Here is a 20547-nt window from a genome sequence, read left to right on the forward strand (position 1 = left end):
GCTCCTGGGGTCGCCGTCGACAGTGCCGAGCTGGGCGGTGCGCGGTCCGCACCGGAATAAGTGTGGCTAATTTACAAAGCAACGAGCGCCGGGTCAAGGCCGATGCCCGATCGTGATGCACGGGCGTCCAGGAAGTGCGGATGGGCTGGTCAGAGGCTTGCATCGATGGAAACGAGATGGAAAGCGCTCGCCCGTCGAGGCGTCGTCATCGGGTCCGTCCGGCACTGCTCTCGCGGCCCCGCAGGGCGCCGGAGCGGCGCGACGAGCGGGCGCCGCCGGCGGGCGGGCGGCGGCGCGGAGCGTCGGCCGGCGGGCCGGGGGAGCCGCTGCCGCCGCGGGCGGACCGGGGCGCCGGCGCGAGGCCCCCGAGGTGTCCTCGCCGCCTCGAAAGAAGCCGGAGTTTTCGAAATCTGAGGTACGATGCTCGGAACGTTCCCGCACAGACGTCCGATCGCGCGGGGTGCAGGAGGTGGACCGATGGTGCCCAAGGAGTCCCGGGTGACCCTCACGGAGGTGGCGCGCGCGGCCGGGGTCTCGCTGGCCACCGCCTCGAAGGTGATGAACGGCCGCGACGACGTGCGCGAGCAGACCCGCCTCGAGGTCACCGCCGTCGCCCAGGAGATGGGCTACGAGCCCCGCCGTCGCGCCCCGGCGCCCCGGCGGCGGGTCTGCATCGTCTTCAACACGCTGACCAGCCCCTACGAGCTGCAGGTGCTCGAGGGGGCGGAGGAGGCGGCCCACCGTGCCGACATCGAGCTGCTGGTCATGAAGGCGCAGCGCGAGGAGCGCCTGGCCCCGCTGTCCCGGGGCTGGATGGCGGATCTGGCCGCCCGCGGCATCGACGGCGTGGTCGCGGTGACCACGCCCGTGGGGCCCGAGCACGTGCGCTGGAGCCGCGACCTGGACCTGCCGCTGATCGTGGTGGACCCGGTGGTCCATCACGAGGAGGTGCGCGGCCTGGTGACGATCTCCGCCACGAACTGGGAGGGCGGCATGGCCGCCGTCCAGCGTCTGGTGGAGCTGGGGCACCGCCGCATCGGGGTGCTGTCCGGGCCGGCCGATTCGATCCCGGCCCGCCAGCGCGTGCTCGGCTATCGGACCGTCCTCGAGCAGGCCGGCCTGCCCTTCGACGAGGAGCTCGTGGTCGGCGCGAACTTCGACTACGCCGAGGGGCATCGCGGCGCCCAGCGGCTGCTGGCGCTGCCCGATCCGCCCACCGCGATCTTCGCGGTCTCCGACACCCTCGGGGTGGGCGTGCTGCGGGCGGCCCGCGAGCGCGGCCTCGAGGTGCCGCGGGACCTCAGCGTGATCAGCTTCGACGACTCGATGATCGCGCGCTGGACGTTTCCCCAGCTCACCGCGGTGCATCAGCCGCTGTTCTCTATGGGGCAGGTGGCCGTCGAGCGCCTGCTCGCCCTCTCCGCGGATCCGGGCCTGTTCGCCCACCCCTTCAAGCTCGAGACCCACCTCGTCGAGCGCGAGTCCACCGCCGCCCCGCGCTGATCGACGCGCGCAGGACGAGGGCCGGGGATCCCGCGGCGGGGCCGGGTGTTCGGGGTCGCGTGGCGGGGCCGGTCAGACGTGCTGGCGGATCCAGGTGCCGGGGGAGGTGAGCACCGGGTCCAGGGCCGCGCGGGCGGCGCCGCGCAGGGAGGGGTCGGCGAGGCCGTCCGAGCGCTCGATGGTCACCGGCCCGGCCTCCACGGCCAGCGCATGGGCCTCCACCGTGGCTCGCACGACGGGCGAGATCTCCTCCGCGATCGGGGCGAGGTAGCCCGAGAGGACCACGGTCGACAGGTCGAGCACGTTCAGGGCGTTCGCGATCGCGAGCCCCAGGGAGCGGCCGATGGTGCCGATGACCTCGGCCCGGTCGGTGCTCAGGGCCAGGGCGTCCACGAGGTCCTCGATGAGGACGTCCTCGCTCAGGCCCGCGCGCTCGCGCAGCGCGTGGTAGGACACGTACGCCTCCAGGCATCCGCGGCGGCCGCAGCGGCAGCGCGCCCCGCCCTGCTCGATGACGGTGTGCCCGATCTCGCCGGCCCAGCCGTGCTGCCCGTCCAGGACCGAGCCCTCGAGCACGATCGCGCCGCCCACGCCCGTGCTCCCGCGCACGTAGAGGAAGGACGCGCCGGGGCGCCGGTCCAGCTCCGTGTTCACCGCCAGGCGGTTGTCGTTCTGGGCGCGCACGGGGAGCCCGTCCAGCAGCGGGTGCGCGGCCAGGCGCTCGACGAAGGGGACATCGGTCCAGCCGAGGTTGGGCGCCGAGAGCACCCGCGAGCCGTCGGGGGAGATGCGGCCGGGCAGCGCCACGCAGATCCCCACGGTGGGCACGGCGCCCGCCGCGGTCCGTGCGGCGGCGATGAGCCGGGCGGAGCGGTCCACGGCCGCATCCACGGAGCGGGCGGTGACGTGCAGGTACTCGGTGTGCTGGGAGACCTCGCGGCCGGCCAGGTCCACGGCGAGGCAGGAGATGTGATCGGCTGCGACCTCCAGGCCCAGGGCCACCAGCGTCCCCTGGGCGGGGGAGAGGGGGACGATGGGCCGGCCCGTCCCGCGCACCTGCGGGGAGCCCTCCTGCACGAGGCCCGCCCCGACCAGCTCCTCGACGAGCTTGGACACGGTGGGCTTGGTCAGGCGGGTGGCCTTCGCGATCGCGGCCCGGGAAGCCGGCTCGGAGGAGGCGACCAGGGAGCGCAGCACGACGGAGAGGTTGTGCTCTCTCAGATCGGTCGATTGCATGGATGCGCTCCTTCTGCCGGATCGGATGTGCGCGCTCGGGTTGTGCGGACCAGGGTCCCACGTCTACATTAGTAACGGTAACTTACTAAGGCGACCGTTCCGATGGAGGAGCACCATGACCGCACCCACCCCCACCCGCGATGACCAGTTCTCCTTCGGGCTGTGGACCACCGGCTGGGAGGCCCGCGACCAGTTCGGCCTGGCCACCCGCCCCGCGCTCGAGCTGGCCGCCCACATCCGCAAGCTCGCCGAGCTGGGCGCCTGGGGCTTCACCTTCCACGACAACGACGTGGTCCCCTTCGACGCCACCCCCGAGGAGCGCCAGCGGATCATCGACCAGCTCAAGGCCGTCACCGAGGAGACCGGCCTGGTCATCGAGATGGTCACCACCGATACCTTCGCCCACCCCGTCTTCAAGGACGGCGCGTTCACCTCGAACGACCGCTCCGTGCGCCGCTTCGGCCTGCGCAAGGTGCTCGCCAACGTCGACCTCGCCGCCGAGCTCGGCGCGAAGACCTTCGTCATGTGGGGCGGCCGCGAGGGCACCGAGTACGACGGCTCCAAGGACCACTTCGCCGCCCTCGAGCGCTACCGCGAGGGCATCGACTCCGTCGCCGGGTACATCAAGGACAAGGGCTACGACCTGCGCATCGGCCTCGAGCCCAAGCCGAACGAGCCCCGCGGCAACATCTTCCTGCCCACCGTCGGCCACGCCCTGGCCTTCATCGAGCAGCTCGAGCACGGCGACATCGTGGGCATCAACCCCGAGACCGGCCACGAGCAGATGGCCACCCTGAACTACACCCACGGCCTCGCCCAGGCGCTCTGGAGCGAGAAGCTCTTCCACATCGACCTCAACGGCCAGCACGGCCCGATGTACGACCAGGACCTCGTCTTCGGCCACGGCGACCTGATCAGCGCCTTCTTCACCGTGGACCTGCTCGAGAACGGCTTCCCGTCCAAGCCCGGCGCCTACGAGGGCGCCCGCCACTTCGACTACAAGCCCTCACGCACCGAGCACGAGACCGGCCAGTACGACTCCGCCGCCGCGAACATGGAGATGTACCTGATGCTCAAGGAGCGCGCCCTGGCCTTCCGCGCCGACTCCGAGGTGCAGGAGGCGCTGGCCTACTCCGGCATCGAGGAGCTCGCGCAGCCGACGCTCGCCGAGGGCGAGACCCTCGCGGACCTGCTCGCGGACCGCTCCTCCTTCGAGGAGTTCGACGCGGACAAGGCCGGCGAGCGCAACTACGGCTTCGTGCGCCTGCAGCAGCTGGCCATGCAGCACCTCCTGGGCTTCCGCGCCTGATCCCCCCGCGGCGCAGGACCACGGGACCAATACGGGGATACAGGCCGTATATGGGCCCATGTCCCCGTATTGGTCCCGTGGATCGGTTCTGGCGCCGGGGTCGGCCCCCTCGCCGGGGTCGGCCCCATCGCTCCCGCCGTTCACCCTTCCTGCCCGCATCCCCTCGTGGCCCCGCTCCGGGCATCCCGCCCGTGCCGACCCATCACGTCCCCGCGCTCGTCCGGCGCATCCTCTGAAAGGTTCCGTCCATGACGCTCGTGCTCGGCATCGACTCCTCGACCCAGTCGACCAAGGCCATCCTGGTCGACGCCGAATCCGGCCAGGTGCTCGAGGAGCGCCGCGCCTCCCACCCCGACGGCACCGAGGTCGATCCCCGGTCCTGGCTCTCCGCGGTCGACGAGGCCGCCGGCCCCCTGCTCGAGAAGGCCGATGCCCTGGCCGTGGGCGGGCAGCAGCACGGCATGGTGCTGCTGGACGAGTCGGGGGAGGTGGTGCGCCCTGCCCTGCTGTGGAACGACACCCGCTCCGCGCCGCAGGCGCAGACGCTGATCGAGGAGATGGGCGGCCCGGCGGCGTGCGTCGAGGAGATCGGCTCGCTGATGGTCGCCTCGTTCACCGCCTCGAAGCTGCGCTGGGTGCGCGACCACGAGCCGGAGAACGCGGCGCGCGCGGCCCGGGTCCTGCTGCCCCACGACTACGTCTCCGCGCACCTGGCGGGGCTGGACCTCTCGGCGAGCAGCGAGGAGCCCTTCACCGACCGCGGCGACGCGACCGGCACCGGCTACTACTCGGTGCGCACCGAGGCGTGGGCGCCCGAGCTCGCCGAGCGCGCCCTGGGCCACGGCATCGTGCTGCCGCGCCTGCCGCGGACGCCGCAGGAGGTCATGGCCCGCACGGCGGGCGGGGCGGCCCTCGCCGCCGGCACCGGGGACAACGCCGGCGCGGCCCTGGGCCTCAGCCTGGGCCCCGGGGACGTGTCCGTCTCCATCGGCACCTCGGGCGTGTGCGCGATGGTCTCCGAGGCCAAGCCCGGCGACGAGACCGGGACGGTCACCGGCTTCGCCGATGCGACCGGCCGCTTCCTGCCGATGACCACGACGATCAACGCCGCCCGGATCCTCGAGTTCGGCCGCTCCCTGCTGGACGTGGACTGGGACGAGTTCTCGCGCCTGGCCCTGTCGAGCACCCCCGGCGCCGGCGGCGCGACGCTGCTGCCGTACTTCGACGGGGAGCGCACCCCGAACCGTCCCGCCGCCCGCGCCACGTTCACGGGACTGTCGACCGCGACGAGCCGGGCCGATGTCGCCCGCGCCTGCGTCGAGGGGCTGCTGTGCTCGCTGGCCGACGGCATCGGCGCCCTCGAGGAGCGCACCGGCACCGCCGCACGGCGCATCACGCTCATCGGCGGCGCGGCCCGGAACCCCGCGGTGCGGGCCCTGGCCCCGGCGATCTTCGGCCGTGAGGTCACCATCGCGCCCGAGGGCGAGTACGTCGCCCTCGGCGCGGCGCGCCAGGCCGCCTGGGCGCTCGCGGGCACCGAGCAGCCTCCGAGCTGGGAGATCACCGGGTCCGAGGTCGTCTCCGCGGAGGCCACCCCGCAGGTGCTGGAGGCCTACCGCGAGCTCAAGGACCGCACCGAGAGCTGGAGCTGACCGCGCCCCGCGCCCTGCTGCGCGCCCTGCTCCACGCGTCGCTCCGCACCCTGCTCCGCCCCGGTGCTACCGAGGAGTAGGGTGCGGAGAGCGGTTCCCGTGGTCGGCGCTCGCCGGCCGCGCCCATCGGCCGCCCCCACCCATCCCCGCCCCCTACCCATCCCCGCCCCCACCCATCCCCGCCTCCGCTCCATCCCGCCTCTGCTCGATCCCCCCCCGACCCGATCCTCCCTCCCGGACCCGCCATCTCGGCCCGTCCTCGACCGCCGGACCGTGCTCCGGCCGCCCGTCCCTCTCCACGGATCCCCTTCGACGACGAGGAGAACACATGTCCGTCCCACGCCCCACACGGCGCCGACTGCTCGGAGGGGCGGGTGGTCTCGCGGCCCTCGCCCTGGCCGGCTGCGTCGCCGAGCGACCCACCACCGAGCGGCAGATCGACCCCGAGAACGCCTACGTCGGCATCTCCATGCCCACCAAGTCCCTCGAGCGCTGGAACCGCGACGGCGCCAACCTCGAGAAGGAGCTGCAGGCCCTCGGGTACCGCACCACGCTCCAGTACGCCGACAACCGCACGGACCAGCAGATCAGCCAGATCCAGAACATGGTCACCGGCGACGTCGACATCGTCGTCATCGCCTCGATCGACGGCACGGTGCTGGGCCCGGTCATCGAGCAGGCCGCCGCCAAGGGCATCACCGTCATCGCCTACGACCGCCTCATCGAGGGCTCGGAGGCGGTGGACTACTACGTCACCTTCGACAACTTCCGCGTCGGCCAGATGCAGGGCGAGGCGATCGTCGAGGCGCTCGGCATGGAGTCCGAGCCCGGGCCCTTCCACCTCGAGCTGTTCGCCGGCTCGCCGGACGACCCCAACGCCGCCCAGTTCTTCGGCGGCACCTGGGACGTGCTGGAGCCCTACTTCGCCGACGGCCGGGCGATCTCCCCCTCGGGGAAGGTGCCCGCGAGCGCGGAGGAGTGGACCAGCATCGGCATCCTCGGCTGGGACAGCGCCAAGGCCCAGTCGGAGATGCAGACACGCCTGAACTCCTTCTACGCCGACGGCACGCCGCTGCACGCGGTGCTCGCCCCGGCCGACTCCCTGGCGCTGGGCATCGAGCAGGCCATCGCGGCGCGCGGCTACGTGCCCGGCCAGAACTGGCCCTTCGTCACGGGCCAGGACGCCGACAAGGCCAACGTGCTGAACATGCTGGCCGACAAGCAGGGCATGACCGTCTTCAAGGACATGCGCGAGCAGGGCAAGCGCGCCGCGATCATGTGCCAGTCGATCATCGCCGGCGAGGAGCCGGAGATCACGCCCGATGCCGGGTACAACAACGGCGTCAAGGACGTGCCCACCTTCCTTCTGGAGCCGCAGTCCATCACCAAGGAGGACATCCCCTCCGTGCTCGTGGACTCCGGCTTCTACACGGCCGATGAGCTGGGGCTGTGATGGACGCCCGCACCCCTGAGCCCGCCGGTTCCGCCGGTGATCCTGCGGCCGATGGATCCGTCGGCTCGGCCCCGGCCGACGCCTCCGCCGCCCCCGTCGTCCTCGAGATGCGCGGGATCGGCAAGACCTTCGGCCCCGTCGTCGCCCTCAAGCGCGTGGACCTCGAGGCCCGGCGCGGCGAGGTCCACGCGATCTGCGGCGAGAACGGGGCCGGCAAGTCGACCCTCATGAAGGTGCTCTCCGGCGTGTACCCCCACGGCTCGTACACCGGGGACATCGTCTTCGACGGGCAGATCTGCGAGTTCCGCTCCATCCGGGACTCCGAGGCCGCCGGCATCGTGATCATCCACCAGGAGCTGGCGCTCTGCGCGAACCTGTCGATCCTGGAGAACATCTACCTGGGCCGGCAGCACACCGACAAGGGCATGATCCGCTGGGAGAGCATGCGCGGCGAGGCCCGCCGCCTGCTGGCGAAGGTGGGCCTGGACGAGAACCCCGACACCCTCGTCGGGCAGCTCGGCGTGGGCAAGCAGCAGCTCGTGGAGATCGCCAAGGCCCTCTCCAAGCGGGTGCGCCTGCTGATCCTGGACGAGCCGACGGCCGCCCTGAACGACGACGACTCCGAGCAGCTCCTCGAGCTCATCCGCCAGCTCCGCGCCGAAGGCGTGACCTGCGTGATCATCTCCCACAAGCTCGGGGAGATCGAGGAGATCGCCGATACGACGACGATCATCCGCGACGGGGAGACCGTCGAGAGCTTCTCGATGCGCGACCCCGATGCGGGCGAGGACCGGATCATCCGCGGCATGGTCGGGCGCAGCCTCGACTCCCGCTTTCCCGACCGGACGCCGCAGATCGGCGAGGAGCTGCTGCGGATCGAGGACTGGACCACCGAGCACGCCACCATCCCGGACCGCCTCGCCGTCGACCACGCGCACCTCAGCGTGCGCGCCGGGGAGATCGTGGGCATCGCCGGGCTGATGGGAGCCGGGCGCACCGAGTTCGTCATGAGCGTGTTCGGCCGACAGTACGGCACCTACCGCGGCGGGAAGGTCTTCAAGAACGGCCGGGAGATCGACGTCTCCACCGTCCGCAGGGCCATCGCCGCCGGGCTCGCGTACGTCAGCGAGGACCGCAAGGAGGCCGGGCTGAACCTCATCCAGTCCATCCGCGAGAACATCTCCGCGGCGGCGCTGGGCAAGCTCACCCGCCGCGGCATGATCGACGAGCACCGCGAGGTCCTGGTCGCCCAGAAGTACCAGAGGGACATCCGCATCAAGACCGCCGGCGTCGAGACCGTCGTCGGCAACCTCTCCGGCGGCAACCAGCAGAAGGTCGCGCTGGCGAAGTGGATGTACACCGACCCCGACGTGCTGATCCTCGACGAGCCCACCCGCGGCATCGACGTCGGGGCCAAGTTCGAGATCTACCAGCTGATCCACGAGCTGGCCGCGACCGGCCGCGGCGTCATCGTCATCTCCTCGGAGATGCCGGAGCTGATCGGCCTGTGCGACCGGATCTACGCCATCAACCAGGGACGCGTCACCGGCGAGATCGACCGCGAGGACGTCACCCAGGAGGCGCTCATGCGCCTCATGACCCAGGAGGAAGGGGTGCGCGCATGAGCACCGAGACGACCACCGCGTCCGCAGACCGGACGCCGGGCACCGGCGCCCCCGCCGGGCCGAAGGGCGCCGCCGGGACGAGGCGGACCCGGCACATCGACCTGCGCCAGTCCGGGCTGATGCTGGCCCTGGTGGGCATCATCATCCTGTTCCAGATCCTCACCGGCGGGCGGCTGCTCGCCCCCGACAACGTGGCCTCGCTGATCCAGCAGAACGCGTACGTCATGATCCTCGCGATCGGCATGATGCTGGTGATCATCGCCGGGCACATCGACCTGTCCGTCGGCTCGACGGTGGCGATGATCGGCGGCGTCGTCGGCATCGCCATGGTCGGCTGGGGCCTGCCCTGGCCGGTCGCGATCCTCCTGGCCCTCATCGTGGGGCTGGTCGTCGGCGCCTGGCAGGGATTCTGGGTCGCCTACGTCGGGATCCCCGCCTTCATCGTCACCCTGGCCGGGATGCTCATCTTCCGCGGCATCGCGCAGATCCTCGTCGGCGAGACGATCTCCGGCTACGACCAGGCGTTCAACGCGATCTCCAACGGCTCCGTGCCCAACGTCCTGGGCTTCACGAACACCCCGCCGATCGGCTACCTCGACGGCGTGACCCTGCTGGTGGGCGCCCTCGGGGCGGCCGGCCTGGTGTGGTCGGGCCTGCGCCGCCGGGCCGTCATGCGCGGCCACGACCTCGCGGTCGAGCCGATCGGCGCCTTCTGGGTCAAGACCGGAGCGATGATCCTCGCGATCGGCGTGTTCACCTACCTGCTGGCCAAGTCCACCGGCGGGCTGCCCATCGTCCTGGTGATCGTCGGCGTGCTCGTCATGATCTTCACCGTGATCCTGCGCAGCACCCGCTTCGGCCGCAACATCTACGCGATCGGCGGCAACTACCGCGCCGCCGAGCTCTCGGGCGTGAACGCCAAGCAGGTCACCTTCGGGATCTTCCTGCTCGCCGGGCTGCTGGCGGCGGTCGCCGGCATCGTCGTCACCGCCCGGGCCGGGTCCTCCGTCGCGAGCGCCGGCCAGAGCTACGAGCTGGACGCCATCGCCGCCTGCTTCATCGGCGGCGCGGCGGTCTCCGGCGGCGTCGGCCGGATCTCCGGGGCGATGATCGGCGCGCTCATCATGGGCGTGCTGAACATCGGCCTGTCGATCCTCTCGGTCGACCCGTCCTGGCAGATGGCGATCAAGGGCCTCGTGCTCCTGGCCGCCGTCGCCTTCGACCTGGTCAGCAAGAAGCGCTCCGCCGCCGGCGGCTGATCCGGCGCGTCCCGGTCCGTCGCGACGCCGCCGTCCCCCGGGGACGGCGGCGTCGTGCGCTCCGGTCTCAGGGCCGGGCCGGGTCCTCGGCGCGGCCGAGGATCGCCTCGGCGACGGTCGCCGTGACCTGCGGGGCCACGTGCAGGTTCAGCGCGGGCTCGAACAGCTCCGCCTCCAGCAGCACCAGCCCATAGCGGGCGGAGCGCACGGTGTCGATCCGGGCGTACAGCGGCATCGCCGCGCCGGTCACAGCGACCACGGCCGCGAGCACCTGCTCGGCGACGGCGATCTCCTCGGCCGATGCCTCCACCGGCTCCGGCCGCTCCTGGTAGACGCCGCCGATCATCCCGCCGCCGCGCGCGAGCAGCGCCCCCTTGGCGATCGCGTGGGTGAAGCGGCCGTCGACCAGGTACAGCGCCTTCTCCGCCCCGGCGGAGAGCTCCGGCACCTCCGGCTGGATCATCGCCGTGTCGCCGGCCTCGACGATGGCGCGCGCGAGCTGCGCCGCCGCGGGATCATCGGCCGCGAACAGGCCGGTGCGCTGGGAGCCGGCGCTCACCGACGGCTTCACGACGACGTGCTCGGCGTCCGCCGAGGACAGGGCTGCCGCGATCCCGGACGCCTCCCGCAGGTAGGTGGTGGGCACGACGGCGACGCCGGCCTCGGCGAGCTGCTCGAGGTAGATCTTGTCCATGTTCCACCGGATCAGGGCGGGCTCGTTGAGCAGCGGCACGCCCGCCGCCTCGATGCGGTCCAGCCAGGCGCGGAAGTCCGCCGGGCGCAGCACGTAGTCCCAGGGGCTGCGCAGGACGAGCAGGTCGTAGCTCTCCCACGCCACCGCCGGGTCGTGCCAGACGAGGGCCTCCGCCTCGGCGCCGCGCTCGCGCAACGCCGGCAGCAGCGCCGCGGTGTCGTGGTCGGGGTCCTCGCGGGAGTAGAAGCCGGGGTGGGTCACGATGATGCCGATGCGGGTCACCCCGGCAGGGTAGTGCAGGTGCGCGGCGCTGCCGGTGCACGACGGGGCGGGGCAGGGGGGGCGTCGGCGGTGTGCACGATCGGCGCTCTGAGGGCCGCGAGCCAGGCGATTGCCTGGCTCGAGGACCTGAGACCGCCGTCCGTGCACGCACCCGGCCCCACCGCTCCCCGGCCCCACCGCTCCCCACCCCTCTCCATCCCACGCCCGATCGCCCGGGAGGACGCCATGACCCTCGAGAACCTCGACGCGCTGCGCGTCGGCCCGGCCCAGAAGTCCCTCCCGGAGGGATCCGCCGAGCTGACGGTGCGGGAGCTGCTGGACCGCGGCCTGCACCTGAGCGACCTGACCACCCCGGTCCTCGCCCTGACCGGGTCGGCGATGGAGGCGAACATCGCGCTGCTCGCGCAGTACTGCGCGCGGCACGGCGTCGCGCTCGCCCCGCACGGCAAGACGACGATGGCCCCGGACCTGTGGCGCCGGCAGATCGAGGCCGGGGCCTGGGGCGTGACCGTCGCGAACCCCGCCCAGCTCGCCGTGGCCCGGGCCGCCGGCATCGCCCGGGTGCAGCTGGCGAACTGCCTGGTGGACCCGCACGGGATCGCGCTGGCGCAGGCCATGGCCGCCGAGGGCGTCGAGGTCCTGTCCTGGGTGGACGACCTCGCCGCGGTGGCCCGCCTCGCCCGGCATCTCGCGGCCGACGGTCCGGCCCTGGACGTGCTCGTCGAGCTCGGCGCTCCCGGGGGTCGCACCGGGGCCCGCGGGATCGACGCGGCCCGGGAGGTCGCCGCCGCCGTGCACGCCTCGCCCCGGCTGCGGCTGCGCGGCGTCGCCGGCTACGAGGGCGCCCTCGCGCACGACCGCTCCGCCGAGGGCCTCGCCGCCGTCACCGCCTACCTCGAGGACATGCGGGCGCTGCTGGTGCGCCTGGCGGCCGAGGGGCTGCTCGATGCGGAGGAGATCGTCCTCACCGCCGGCGGCAGCGCCTACTTCGACCTGGTGGTGGATCGCTTCGCCGGGGTCGGCGAGGAGGTCGCCGCGAGCGCCGGGGAGCTGCGCACCACGGTGATGCTGCGCTCCGGCGCGTACATCGTCCACGACGACGGCTTCTACCGGGGGATCACCCCGCTGGGCGCCGGCACCGAGGGCGGCGGACTGGTCCCGGCGATGCACGCCTGGGTGCGGGTGCTCTCCCGCCCGGAGCCGACGCTGGCCCTGCTCGACGGCGGCAAGCGGGACCTGTCCTTCGACGAGGGGCTGCCCGAGCCGCAGCGCGCGATGCCCGGCTTCGGCGCCGCCTCCCGCCGCCTCGAAGGGGCCCGGGCCACGGCGATGAACGACCAGCACACCTTCCTCGAGATCCCGGCCGATGACCCGCTGGCCGTCGGGGACGTGGTGCGCCTGGGCCTCTCCCACCCGTGCACGGCGCTGGACAAGTGGCGGCTGATCCCGGTGATCGACGACGCCGAGGCCGCCGACCCGGCCGTGACCGCGCTCCTGCGGACCTACTTCTGATGCGCGCCGACCCGGCGCCCGGGGTCCGCGCCCGATGACCGTCCCGGCCTCCCCCGCCGCGCCGATCCTGCTGCGCGGCGCGCAGGTGCTCGACGGCACGGGTGCTGCCGGCTTCCGGGCCGACGTGCTCGTGCGCGAGGGGCGCATCGCGACCGTCGGCCGCTCCCGCGGGGAGGTGGCCGTCCCGCCCGGGACCCACCGCATCGACGCCGACGGCCAGGTGCTCGCCCCCGGCTTCATCGACCTGCATTCCCACGCCGACCTGCGGATCCTCCTCGAGCCCGCGCACCCCTCGCGGATCACCCAGGGCTTCACCACCGAGGTGCTGGGCCAGGACGGTCTGTCCTATGCGCCCGTCACCGACGCCGTGCTGCCGGAGCTGCGGGCGAAGATCGCCGGCTGGAACGGCGACCCGGAGGGCTTCGACTGGTCCTGGCGCGGCGTCGGGCAGTACCTGGACCGGCTGGACCAGGGGATCGCCACCAACGCCGCCTACCTGGTCCCGCACGGGACGGTGCGAGCGGTCGCCGCCGGCTGGGAGGACGCGCCGCTGACCGCGGCGCAGCTGGCGCGCATGGAGGAGCTCGTCTCCCAGGGCCTCGCCGAGGGAGCCGTGGGCCTGTCCACCGGGCTGACCTACACCCCGGCGATGTACGCGGGGCGCGAGGAGCTGGTGCGGCTGTGCCGGGTGGTCGCGGCCGCGGGCGGCGTCTTCGCCCCGCACACCCGCTCCTACGGGGCCGGCGCCCTGGAGGCGTACCGGGAGGTGCTCGAGATCGCCCAGGACAGCGGCTGCGCCCTGCACCTCACCCACGCCACCATGAACTTCCCGCCCAACGCCGGGCGCGCCGCGGAGCTGCTGGCGCTGGTGGACGCGGCGATCGCCGAGGGCGGGGACGTCACCGTGGACTCCTACCCCTACCTCGCCGGGGCCACCACCCTCGCGGCGGTCCTGCCCAGCTGGGCATCGGCCGGCGGTCTCGAGGCGACGCTGGAGCGCCTGGCCGATCCCGCGGCCCTCGCCCGGATCCGGGAGGCGCTCGAGGTCACCGGCTCCGACGGCTGCCACGGCGTCACCGCCGACTGGGAGACGATCGAGATCAGCGGGGTCTCCCGCCCGGAGCTCACCGGCCGGGTGGGCCGCACGATCGCGCAGATCGCCCGGGCGGAGGGGATCGAGCCCTTCGCCGTCCTCGTCGACCAGCTGCGGCGCGACCGCCTGGCCACCGGGATCCTCCAGCACGTCGGCCACGAGGAGAACGTCCGCGCGATCCAGCGGCACCCCGCCCACCTGGTGGGCAGCGACGGCCTGCTGGTGGGCGCCAAGCCGCACCCGCGGGCCTGGGGCACCGCGCCGCAGCTGCTGGGCCGATACGTCCGCGAGCTGGGCGACCTGACGCTCGAAGAGGCGATCGCGCACCTCACCGGACGGGCCGCGCGGCGGCTGCGACTGCGGGACCGCGGCCTGGTGCGCGAGGGATGGGCGGCGGACCTGGTCCTGTTCGACCCGGAGACCATCGCCCCCGGCGCCACCTACGAGCACCCGCGCGAGCCGGCGATCGGGATCTCCTGGGTGCTCGTGAACGGTCGTGCCGCCCTGGCCGAGGGCGAGCCGACCGGGGCGCTCGCGGGGCGGGCGCTGCGGCTGCGGGACGGGGAGGTCGCGGCGGCCTGCTGATCCCGGCCCCGGCTCCCGTCCCCGGGGCCCGCGTCCGCCGGGGTCACCGCCCCCAGGGGCCAGCGTCCCCGGGCTCAGGGGCGTCGCACCGCGCGCCGCACCGCCCGCCGCGCCCCGCGGGCCGGCCCCGCCCCGGCCATCAGGTACGCCCCCAGCAGGCTGGTCGCCCCTCCGGCGGCGAGCATGATCGGGTCGCGCCATCGGCCCGCGGGGCCGGCGCCGGTGGCGACGACGCTGCCGAGGGCCACCAGCAGACCGCTCATGGTGATCCCGGCGATCACCCGGTCGCTGACCACCTCGACCCGCTCGACCAGCGGCTCGAGATCCTGCGCGTCCAGCCGCACCCGCAGGCCGTGGGCCTCGAAGTCCTCCAGCAGCAGCTCGCCCCGCTCGGGGAGGTCCGCCGCGAGGTGCGCCGCCCGCAGCCCGGCGCCCGTCAGCCGCCGGGACAGCGCGTGCACGCCCCACTGCTCGAACAGCGCCCCGTAGCCGACCTCCTCGAGCACCGCGCCCAGGCGGAACCGGGGATCCAGCACCGTGGCGGTGGACTCGGTGAGCACCAGCATCCGCAGCAGGGTCGCGACCTCGCCGGGCAGCTGCAGGGCGTGGCGGCGCAGCATGCCGGTGAGCTGCGCGAAGAAGTCGACCATCGACATCTCGGCGAGGTTCCCGCTGACGGTCTCCATCAGCGACCGGACGTCGGCGCGCAGCCGCCGCCGGTCCACCGTGCCGCGCGGCGGGGCCAGGTGCAGCAGGCGGCTCATGACCGCGTCGGCGTCGTGGCGGCCCAGCGCCAGCAGCAGCCACAGCAGCTCGCCGCGGGTGTCCTCGTCCAGCTCGCCGACCATGCCGAAGTCGATCAGCCACAGCCTGCCGTCCGGCTGCACGAACATGTTGCCGGGGTGCGGGTCCGCGTGGAAGAGGCCGTCGGCCAGCACCATGCGGATCACCGTGCGCGTGGCCCCCTGCGCGAGGGCGCGCCGGTCCAGGCCCGCCGCGTCCAGGGCGGCCGTGTCGTCGATGCGCATCCCCGTGGCCCGCTCCTCGGTGAGCACGCGCGCGGTGGACAGCTCGTCGATCACGGCGGGGATCCGCACCAGGGGGTCGTCGGCGAGGTTGCGGGCGAAGGCGCGGGCGCTCTCGGCCTCGATGCGATAGTCCAGCTCGCGGCGCATGGCCCGGTCGAAGGAGGCGACCAGGGCCGGCAGCCCGTAGCGCTCGGCCAGGTCCCATTCCCGCGCGGCGATCTCGGTGAGGTCCCGCAGGATCGCGAGATCGGCCTCGACCTGCGAGGAGACGCCCGGCTTGCGGACCTTGACCACGACCTCCCGGCCGTCGGCCAGCCGCGCCGCATGCGCCTGGCCGATGGACGCCGAGGCGAGCGGCGTCTGCTCGAGATGGGCGAACAGGTGCTCGGCATCGGCGCCGAGCTCGGCCCGCAGCACCGCGCGGATGTCGGAGAAGGGGACCGCCGCGGCGCCGTCCTGCAGCGCCCCGAGCTCGCGCGCGTAGGCGGGCGGCAGGATGTCCTCGCGGGTGGCGAGCATCTGCCCGAGCTTGATGAAGGTGGGGCCCAGCGCCTCGAGGGCCAGCCGCAGCCGCACCGGGGCCGAGGGCGCCTCGCCCCCGGGCTGCGGGGCCGATGCGCCGCGCCCGTGCTCGTGCCGATGCCGGCGCACGATCGCGGCGAAGGAGGGGACCTGCCGGCCGATGCCGAGGGCGTCGGCCACCGCGCTCCAGCCGAAGCCCACCAGGACCTCGGCGATCTGCCTGTACCGTTCGCCGCGCTCGACCACCATGGCCCCACAGTAGTGACCGGGCCGCGCCGGGGCCGGGACGCGGCGGCCCGGGGGCGCCGGCCCTGCCCCGCACCCCGGGCGGGGGCCGCCACGGAGCGGGACGCCCGTGCCCGAGACCGGTTGACCGATTTACAGTGGCTCCCGGCCGCACCCCGGCCTCCCCCGCCACCCTGGAGACTCCGCCCCACCATGTCCTTCGAGAGCATCTACCCCGAGGTCCGCGCCCTGGTCGACGGCCTGTGGGACCATCCCGAGCTCGGCTACCGCGAGGAGCGCACCTCCCGCGCGGTCGAGGAGTTCCTGCACCGCCACGGCGACGGCCTGCGCGTCGAGCGCTTCTCCACCACCGGCCTGAAGGTCGCCCTGCCTTCGGCCGCCGGCGCGAGCCCGGCCGTGCCCGGCGGCGATCCCGCGGCCGCGCCGCGCCGCCGCATCGCGGTGGTCGCCGAGCTCGACGCGGTCATCTCCCCCGCCCACCCCGACGCGGACCCGACGACCGGCGCCGTGCACGCCTGCGGCCACCACACCCAGGTCGGGATCGCCCTGGCGGCCTTCGCGCACCTGGTCGCCACGGGGGCCTGGAAGCAGGCCGATGTCGACCTGACCTTCGTCTTCGTGCCCGCCGAGGAGTTCGTCGACCTCGCCCGCCGCGCGGAACTGCGCGAGGACGGCACCATCACCTGGTTCGGCGGCAAGCCGGAGGCGATGATGCTGGGCGTCTTCGACGACGTGGACGCCGCGGTGTGCCTGCACGCCATCGGCGGCCTGCAGGAGGAGCCGACGATCGAGATCGACTGCGACCTCGCCGGCTTCCTGTACAAGACCGTCGAGTTCGAGGGCGTCGCCTCCCACGCCGGCTTGGACCCGTTCAGCGGCACCAACGCCTACGCCATGGCCACCCTGTTCACGACCGCGCTGGGGCTGGGCCGCCAGCAGCTGCGCGAGGACGTGCTGGTGCGCATGAACCCGGTGATCCCCTCCACGGAGATGACCACGAACGTCGTCCCCCACCGGGCGGTGGTGGGCACCGACGTGCGCTCCATCGACCTCGACTACCTGGGCGAGGTCGCCTCCCGCGTGGACCGCGCCGCGCACGGCTGCGCCGCCGCGCTCGGCGGCACCGCGCACGTGCGCACGGAGATGGGGTACCTGCCCTTCGTCCAGGACCGCACCATGTCGGGCGCGTTCCGCGAGGCCTTCGCGGAGGATCCGACGATCACCCGGCTGATCGAGGACCGCGGGGCGATCGCCGCCGCGGGCGACGCCGGCGACCTGTCCTTCATGATGCCGACGGTGCAGCTGTCCTACGGCGGCTTCGACGGCACCATCCACGGCCGCGACTTCCGGATGGTCGATCCCGAGCACGTGCTCATCGCCGTGCCGCGGCTGCTGGTCGCCGCCCTGCTGCGCCTCGGCTCCCACCTGCCCGAGCCGCTGCCGCGCCGCACCTACGCCGAGTACGTCGAGACGATCGCCGCGATCGCCCCCGTGCCCGAGGGAGCCGCCCCGGCCGCCGCGGCCGGCGACGCCCCCTCCCCCGCCGCGCCCGGCGCCCCTGTCCCCACCTCGCCCTCGGAGGGCCGATGACCTCGCACCCCGCATCCCCCGCCCCGGCGGCCGTCGCGCCCTCGCGCGGCGGCGCCCTGCTCGACATGGGCCTGCTGATCGGCCTGGTGCTGGTCACCATCGTGATCGCCGAGGCCATCGGCATCCGCCCGGTGCCGATCACGGACTCGATCACCATCACGATCCTGCCGCTCGTGTTCGCCGTGCTGATCACGATGATCCTGGGCATCCCGGTGTGGCGGAAGGGCATCCTGCGACGCATCTACTCGCGGCGCAACGTCGGCTTCTCCGGCGCGTTCCTGATCATCATCATGCTGCCGCTGATGGCCCGCTACGGCGCCGACGTCGCCCCGCGGCTCGGCGAGATCGTCTCCATCGGCTGGGTGTTCCTGCTGCAGGAGCTCGGCAACCTGGGCACCGTCCTGCTGGGCCTGCCGATCGCCCTGCTGCTGGGGCTGCGCCGTCACGCCATCGGCTCCACGCTGGGCCTGGGCCGCGAGGGCGAGCTCGCCTACATCTCCGAGAAGTACTCGCTGAACTCCGATCCGGGGCGCGGCGTGCTGTCGATGTACCTCATGGGCACCCTGTTCGGCGCGCTGTTCTTCTCCTTCTTCGCGCCGGTGCTGCTCGGGTTCGGGCTGGACGTGCGGGCGCTCGCGATCGCCTCCGGCATGGGCTCGGCCTCGATGATGACGGCGGCCTCCTCGACCCTCGCCGCGCAGACGCCGGACCTGCAGGACACGATCGTCTCCTACGCCGCGGCGAGCCAGCTGCTGACCAGCTTCATCGGCACCTACACGATGGTCTTCCTCGCCGTGCCGCTGCAGCGCTTCCTGTACAACCTGCTCATGCGCGGGAAGGACCGCCTGCCCGCCGGCGGCGCGATCCCCGCCGCGCCCTCGACCGCATCGGCCTCCCCTGCGGCCGAGGCGGCGCCGGCGAGCGCGGCCACCCTGTTCGCCGCGCGGCGCTACGCGACCTTCGCCGCCGTGCTGCTGCTGTCGGTGGCGCTGGTGCTGTTCACCCAGCAGATGAAGCTGTGGGTGAACCCCGAGTCCACGCCGCTGACCGCCCTGACCCTCGGGGGCCTCGCGACGCTGTGGCTGTTCGCGATGATCGGCATCGTCATCGGGGACCTGATGACCCTGTCCCGGGTGCCGGTCCTGCGGGACTTCCCCGTGCTGGGCTGGGTGTCGCTGACCTCGCTGGCCGGCTGCCTGGCCTGGGGCGGCTTCGTCGACGCCATCGGCGCGGTCGACTTCCTGTCGCTGACCACGCCGATCCTCGCCTTCGCCGGCGTCAGCGTCGCCGACCGCCTGGTGGACCTCTCGCGGACGTCATGGAAGGTCGCGATCACCGCCGTGTTCGTGTTCATCGGCACCTACGTCGGCTCCGCGCTGCTGGCGCAGTTCGGCCTCAGCGTCTCGGGCTGACCTGCTCGCGGTGCGGCGTCGCCGGGAGGGCGCCGGCCGCGGCCAGGATCGCCCCGAGGCCCAGCCCCAGGACCGCGACGGCGAGGATCGCCGCCATCGGGATCAGCGGCAGATGCACGAGCCGGTGCAGGGCGTACACCAGCACCTGGAGGAGCACGGCGGCGCCGGTGAGGATCGCCGCGACGGCGACCGCCCCGGCCGCCCGGGGACGCGCCCGGCCGAGGGACGCCAGCCCTGCCGCCACCGCGAGCAGGACGACGACCGTCGCGCCCGTGCCCAGCAGCACGCCGAGCGTCGCGCCGACGCCCCCTGCGCCCAGCGGTGCGAGGCCCGCGAAGGCGGGGCCCTGCTCGAGGACGTGGGCCCCGCTGAGCACCGCCGCGGCGGCCCCGGCGACCGTCGCCGCCGTCGTCCCGGCGCGCCGGGCCAGCAGGAGCACCGCCGCGACCAGGGAGCACAGGGTGCACAGCACCAGGCCGAGCAGGGCGAGCGCCATCACGGCATCCTGCACGGCGGGCATCGGCCGCGCGGCCCCGAGGGCGAGGGCGATCACGAGCAGCACGGTCGGCAGCATCACGGCCGCGGCCGCCGCCAGCACGAACCGGCCCCTGCCCGGGGCGGCGGCGAGGATCCCGGCGGCGAGCAGCACCCCCATGGGCACGCCTCCGACGGCGCCGATGACGACGACGGCGAGCAGGGAGAGGAGGTCGGCGGAGGAGGACATCGTTCACCTCGGGGAGGTCGGGCCGCGACGCGCGGCGGGGCGAGGGTGCCGACATCCTTGCACGCGGTGCTACGTTCGGAGCCGGGCCGCCGCCGGATGCGGGCCCGAGCCGACCGACGTCCCAGGGGTTGCCATGACCACCGATGCCCTCCCGCCCCATCCCGACGCCTTCGGCGTCGAGCTGCCCGTCTGGCTGCGCGAGGAGATCGCCGCGATGCCGCCGCGCGTCCCCGATGCGCAGGAGCGGATGCGCTTCGTGCTGCATCTGGCGGCCCGCAGCGTCGAGGAGGGCACCGGCGGCCCGTTCGCCGCGATGGTCCTGGACCGCGCGACCGGGCGGGTCGTCTCCGTGGGCACGAACCTCGTGACCGGTTCCGGGCTCTCGGCCGCGCACGCGGAGGTCGTCACCCTGAGCCTCGCCCAGGCCCGGCTGGGCACCCATGACCTGGGCGCGCACGGCACGGAGGGGCTCGTCCTGGTCATCAGCGCCCAGCCGTGCGCCATGTGCCTGGGCGCGGTGATCTGGTCCGGCGTGCGCGCCGTGGACATCGCCGCCCTCGGGGCCGATGTCGAGCGGATCACCGGCTTCGACGAGGGCCCCGTCCCGGCCGACTGGCGCGAGCAGCTCGAGGGCCGCGGCATCGCCGTGACCACGGGCCGCTGCGAGACCGAGGCCCTCGCCGTGCTGGAGGACTACCGCGCCCGCGTCGACGCGGGCAGCAGCACCCTGTACTGACCGCGCCGCTGACGGCGGCGCGCTCAGCACCTGAGAACGGGCTCCTGCGCGCTTCCTCCCCCGGGAAGCGCGCATCCTCCGGACCT

The 20547-nt window shown here is 73.6% G+C and carries 15 protein-coding genes; 11 read left to right on the top strand and 4 right to left on the bottom strand.

What is annotated here, in order from left to right:
* Positions 1-498 precede the first annotated feature (498 nt).
* Positions 499-1503: a LacI family DNA-binding transcriptional regulator gene (locus ABD234_RS12330; protein ID WP_232226463.1), complete on the top strand. Its 1005-nt coding sequence runs from the start codon at positions 499-501 to the stop codon at positions 1501-1503.
* Positions 1504-1575: 72 nt separating this feature from the next.
* Here ABD234_RS12330 and ABD234_RS12335 read toward each other — a convergent pair whose 3' ends face one another.
* Positions 1576-2739, bottom strand: coding sequence for an ROK family transcriptional regulator (locus ABD234_RS12335; protein ID WP_038373860.1), 1164 nt, complete (start codon positions 2737-2739; stop codon positions 1576-1578).
* A gap of 115 nt (positions 2740-2854) precedes the next feature.
* Here ABD234_RS12335 and xylA point away from each other — a divergent pair, with 115 nt between their 5' ends.
* From xylA to mmsB, 5 genes are all read left to right on the top strand, one after another.
* Positions 2855-4048 carry a xylose isomerase gene (gene xylA, locus ABD234_RS12340; RefSeq protein WP_038373859.1) on the top strand — a complete coding sequence of 398 codons (1194 nt, stop codon included), beginning with the start codon at positions 2855-2857 and terminating at the stop codon, positions 4046-4048.
* 248 nt (positions 4049-4296) lie between these two features.
* Entirely contained in the window at positions 4297-5700 is a 1404-nt protein-coding gene (gene xylB / locus ABD234_RS12345; RefSeq protein WP_038373857.1) for a xylulokinase, read from the top strand.
* Between the two features lie 328 nt (positions 5701-6028).
* On the top strand, positions 6029-7153 hold the full coding sequence (locus ABD234_RS12350; RefSeq protein ID WP_038373854.1) for a substrate-binding domain-containing protein: 1125 nt from the start codon (positions 6029-6031) through the stop codon (positions 7151-7153).
* A gap of 107 nt (positions 7154-7260) precedes the next feature.
* Positions 7261-8778, top strand: coding sequence for a sugar ABC transporter ATP-binding protein (locus tag ABD234_RS12355; RefSeq protein WP_038373923.1), 1518 nt, complete (start codon positions 7261-7263; stop codon positions 8776-8778).
* Positions 8775-10037 (top strand): multiple monosaccharide ABC transporter permease, encoded by a 1263-nt coding sequence (gene mmsB / locus ABD234_RS12360; protein ID WP_038373852.1) that lies wholly within the window; start codon positions 8775-8777, stop codon positions 10035-10037. The genes ABD234_RS12355 and mmsB overlap by 4 nt, the downstream gene beginning before the upstream one ends.
* Positions 10038-10104: 67 nt before the next feature.
* Here the strand turns inward: mmsB and ABD234_RS12365 are convergent, their stop codons facing one another.
* Complete coding sequence (locus ABD234_RS12365) at positions 10105-11013, bottom strand: ATP-grasp domain-containing protein (protein WP_038373851.1); 909 nt, start codon at positions 11011-11013, stop codon at positions 10105-10107.
* A gap of 225 nt (positions 11014-11238) precedes the next feature.
* Between ABD234_RS12365 and ABD234_RS12370 the strand changes: the two genes are divergently transcribed.
* Both ABD234_RS12370 and ABD234_RS12375 read left to right on the top strand, forming a co-directional pair.
* Complete coding sequence (locus ABD234_RS12370) at positions 11239-12525, top strand: type III PLP-dependent enzyme domain-containing protein (RefSeq protein WP_344356584.1); 1287 nt, start codon at positions 11239-11241, stop codon at positions 12523-12525.
* A gap of 34 nt (positions 12526-12559) precedes the next feature.
* Positions 12560-14203 (top strand): N-acyl-D-amino-acid deacylase family protein, encoded by a 1644-nt coding sequence (locus tag ABD234_RS12375; RefSeq protein ID WP_344356587.1) that lies wholly within the window; start codon positions 12560-12562, stop codon positions 14201-14203.
* A 74-nt stretch (positions 14204-14277) separates the two neighbouring features.
* On the opposite strand, the gene ABD234_RS12380 is transcribed toward ABD234_RS12375, so the two are convergent.
* On the bottom strand, positions 14278-16002 hold the full coding sequence (locus ABD234_RS12380) for an ABC1 kinase family protein (RefSeq protein ID WP_344356590.1): 1725 nt from the start codon (positions 16000-16002) through the stop codon (positions 14278-14280).
* Positions 16003-16191: 189 nt separating this feature from the next.
* Here ABD234_RS12380 and ABD234_RS12385 point away from each other — a divergent pair, with 189 nt between their 5' ends.
* Both ABD234_RS12385 and ABD234_RS12390 read left to right on the top strand, forming a co-directional pair.
* The gene (locus ABD234_RS12385) at positions 16192-17589 is read left to right on the top strand and encodes a M20/M25/M40 family metallo-hydrolase (RefSeq protein ID WP_344356593.1); all 1398 of its coding nucleotides are present in this window, start codon (positions 16192-16194) and stop codon (positions 17587-17589) included.
* Positions 17586-19001 carry a DUF3100 domain-containing protein gene (locus tag ABD234_RS12390; RefSeq protein WP_344356596.1) on the top strand — a complete coding sequence of 472 codons (1416 nt, stop codon included), beginning with the start codon at positions 17586-17588 and terminating at the stop codon, positions 18999-19001. The genes ABD234_RS12385 and ABD234_RS12390 overlap by 4 nt, the downstream gene beginning before the upstream one ends.
* Here the strand turns inward: ABD234_RS12390 and ABD234_RS12395 are convergent.
* Positions 18985-19725 (bottom strand): hypothetical protein, encoded by a 741-nt coding sequence (locus ABD234_RS12395; RefSeq protein ID WP_344356599.1) that lies wholly within the window; start codon positions 19723-19725, stop codon positions 18985-18987. The genes ABD234_RS12390 and ABD234_RS12395 overlap by 17 nt on opposite strands.
* A gap of 133 nt (positions 19726-19858) precedes the next feature.
* Here ABD234_RS12395 and ABD234_RS12400 point away from each other — a divergent pair, with 133 nt between their 5' ends.
* Positions 19859-20461, top strand: a complete 603-nt coding sequence (locus ABD234_RS12400) for a nucleoside deaminase (RefSeq protein WP_051486531.1) — start codon at positions 19859-19861, stop codon at positions 20459-20461.
* Positions 20462-20547 lie beyond the last annotated feature (86 nt).

The organism is Brachybacterium phenoliresistens, assembly GCF_039530785.1.
In the GTDB taxonomy this organism is placed as follows: Bacteria; Actinomycetota; Actinomycetes; order Actinomycetales; family Dermabacteraceae; genus Brachybacterium; species Brachybacterium phenoliresistens.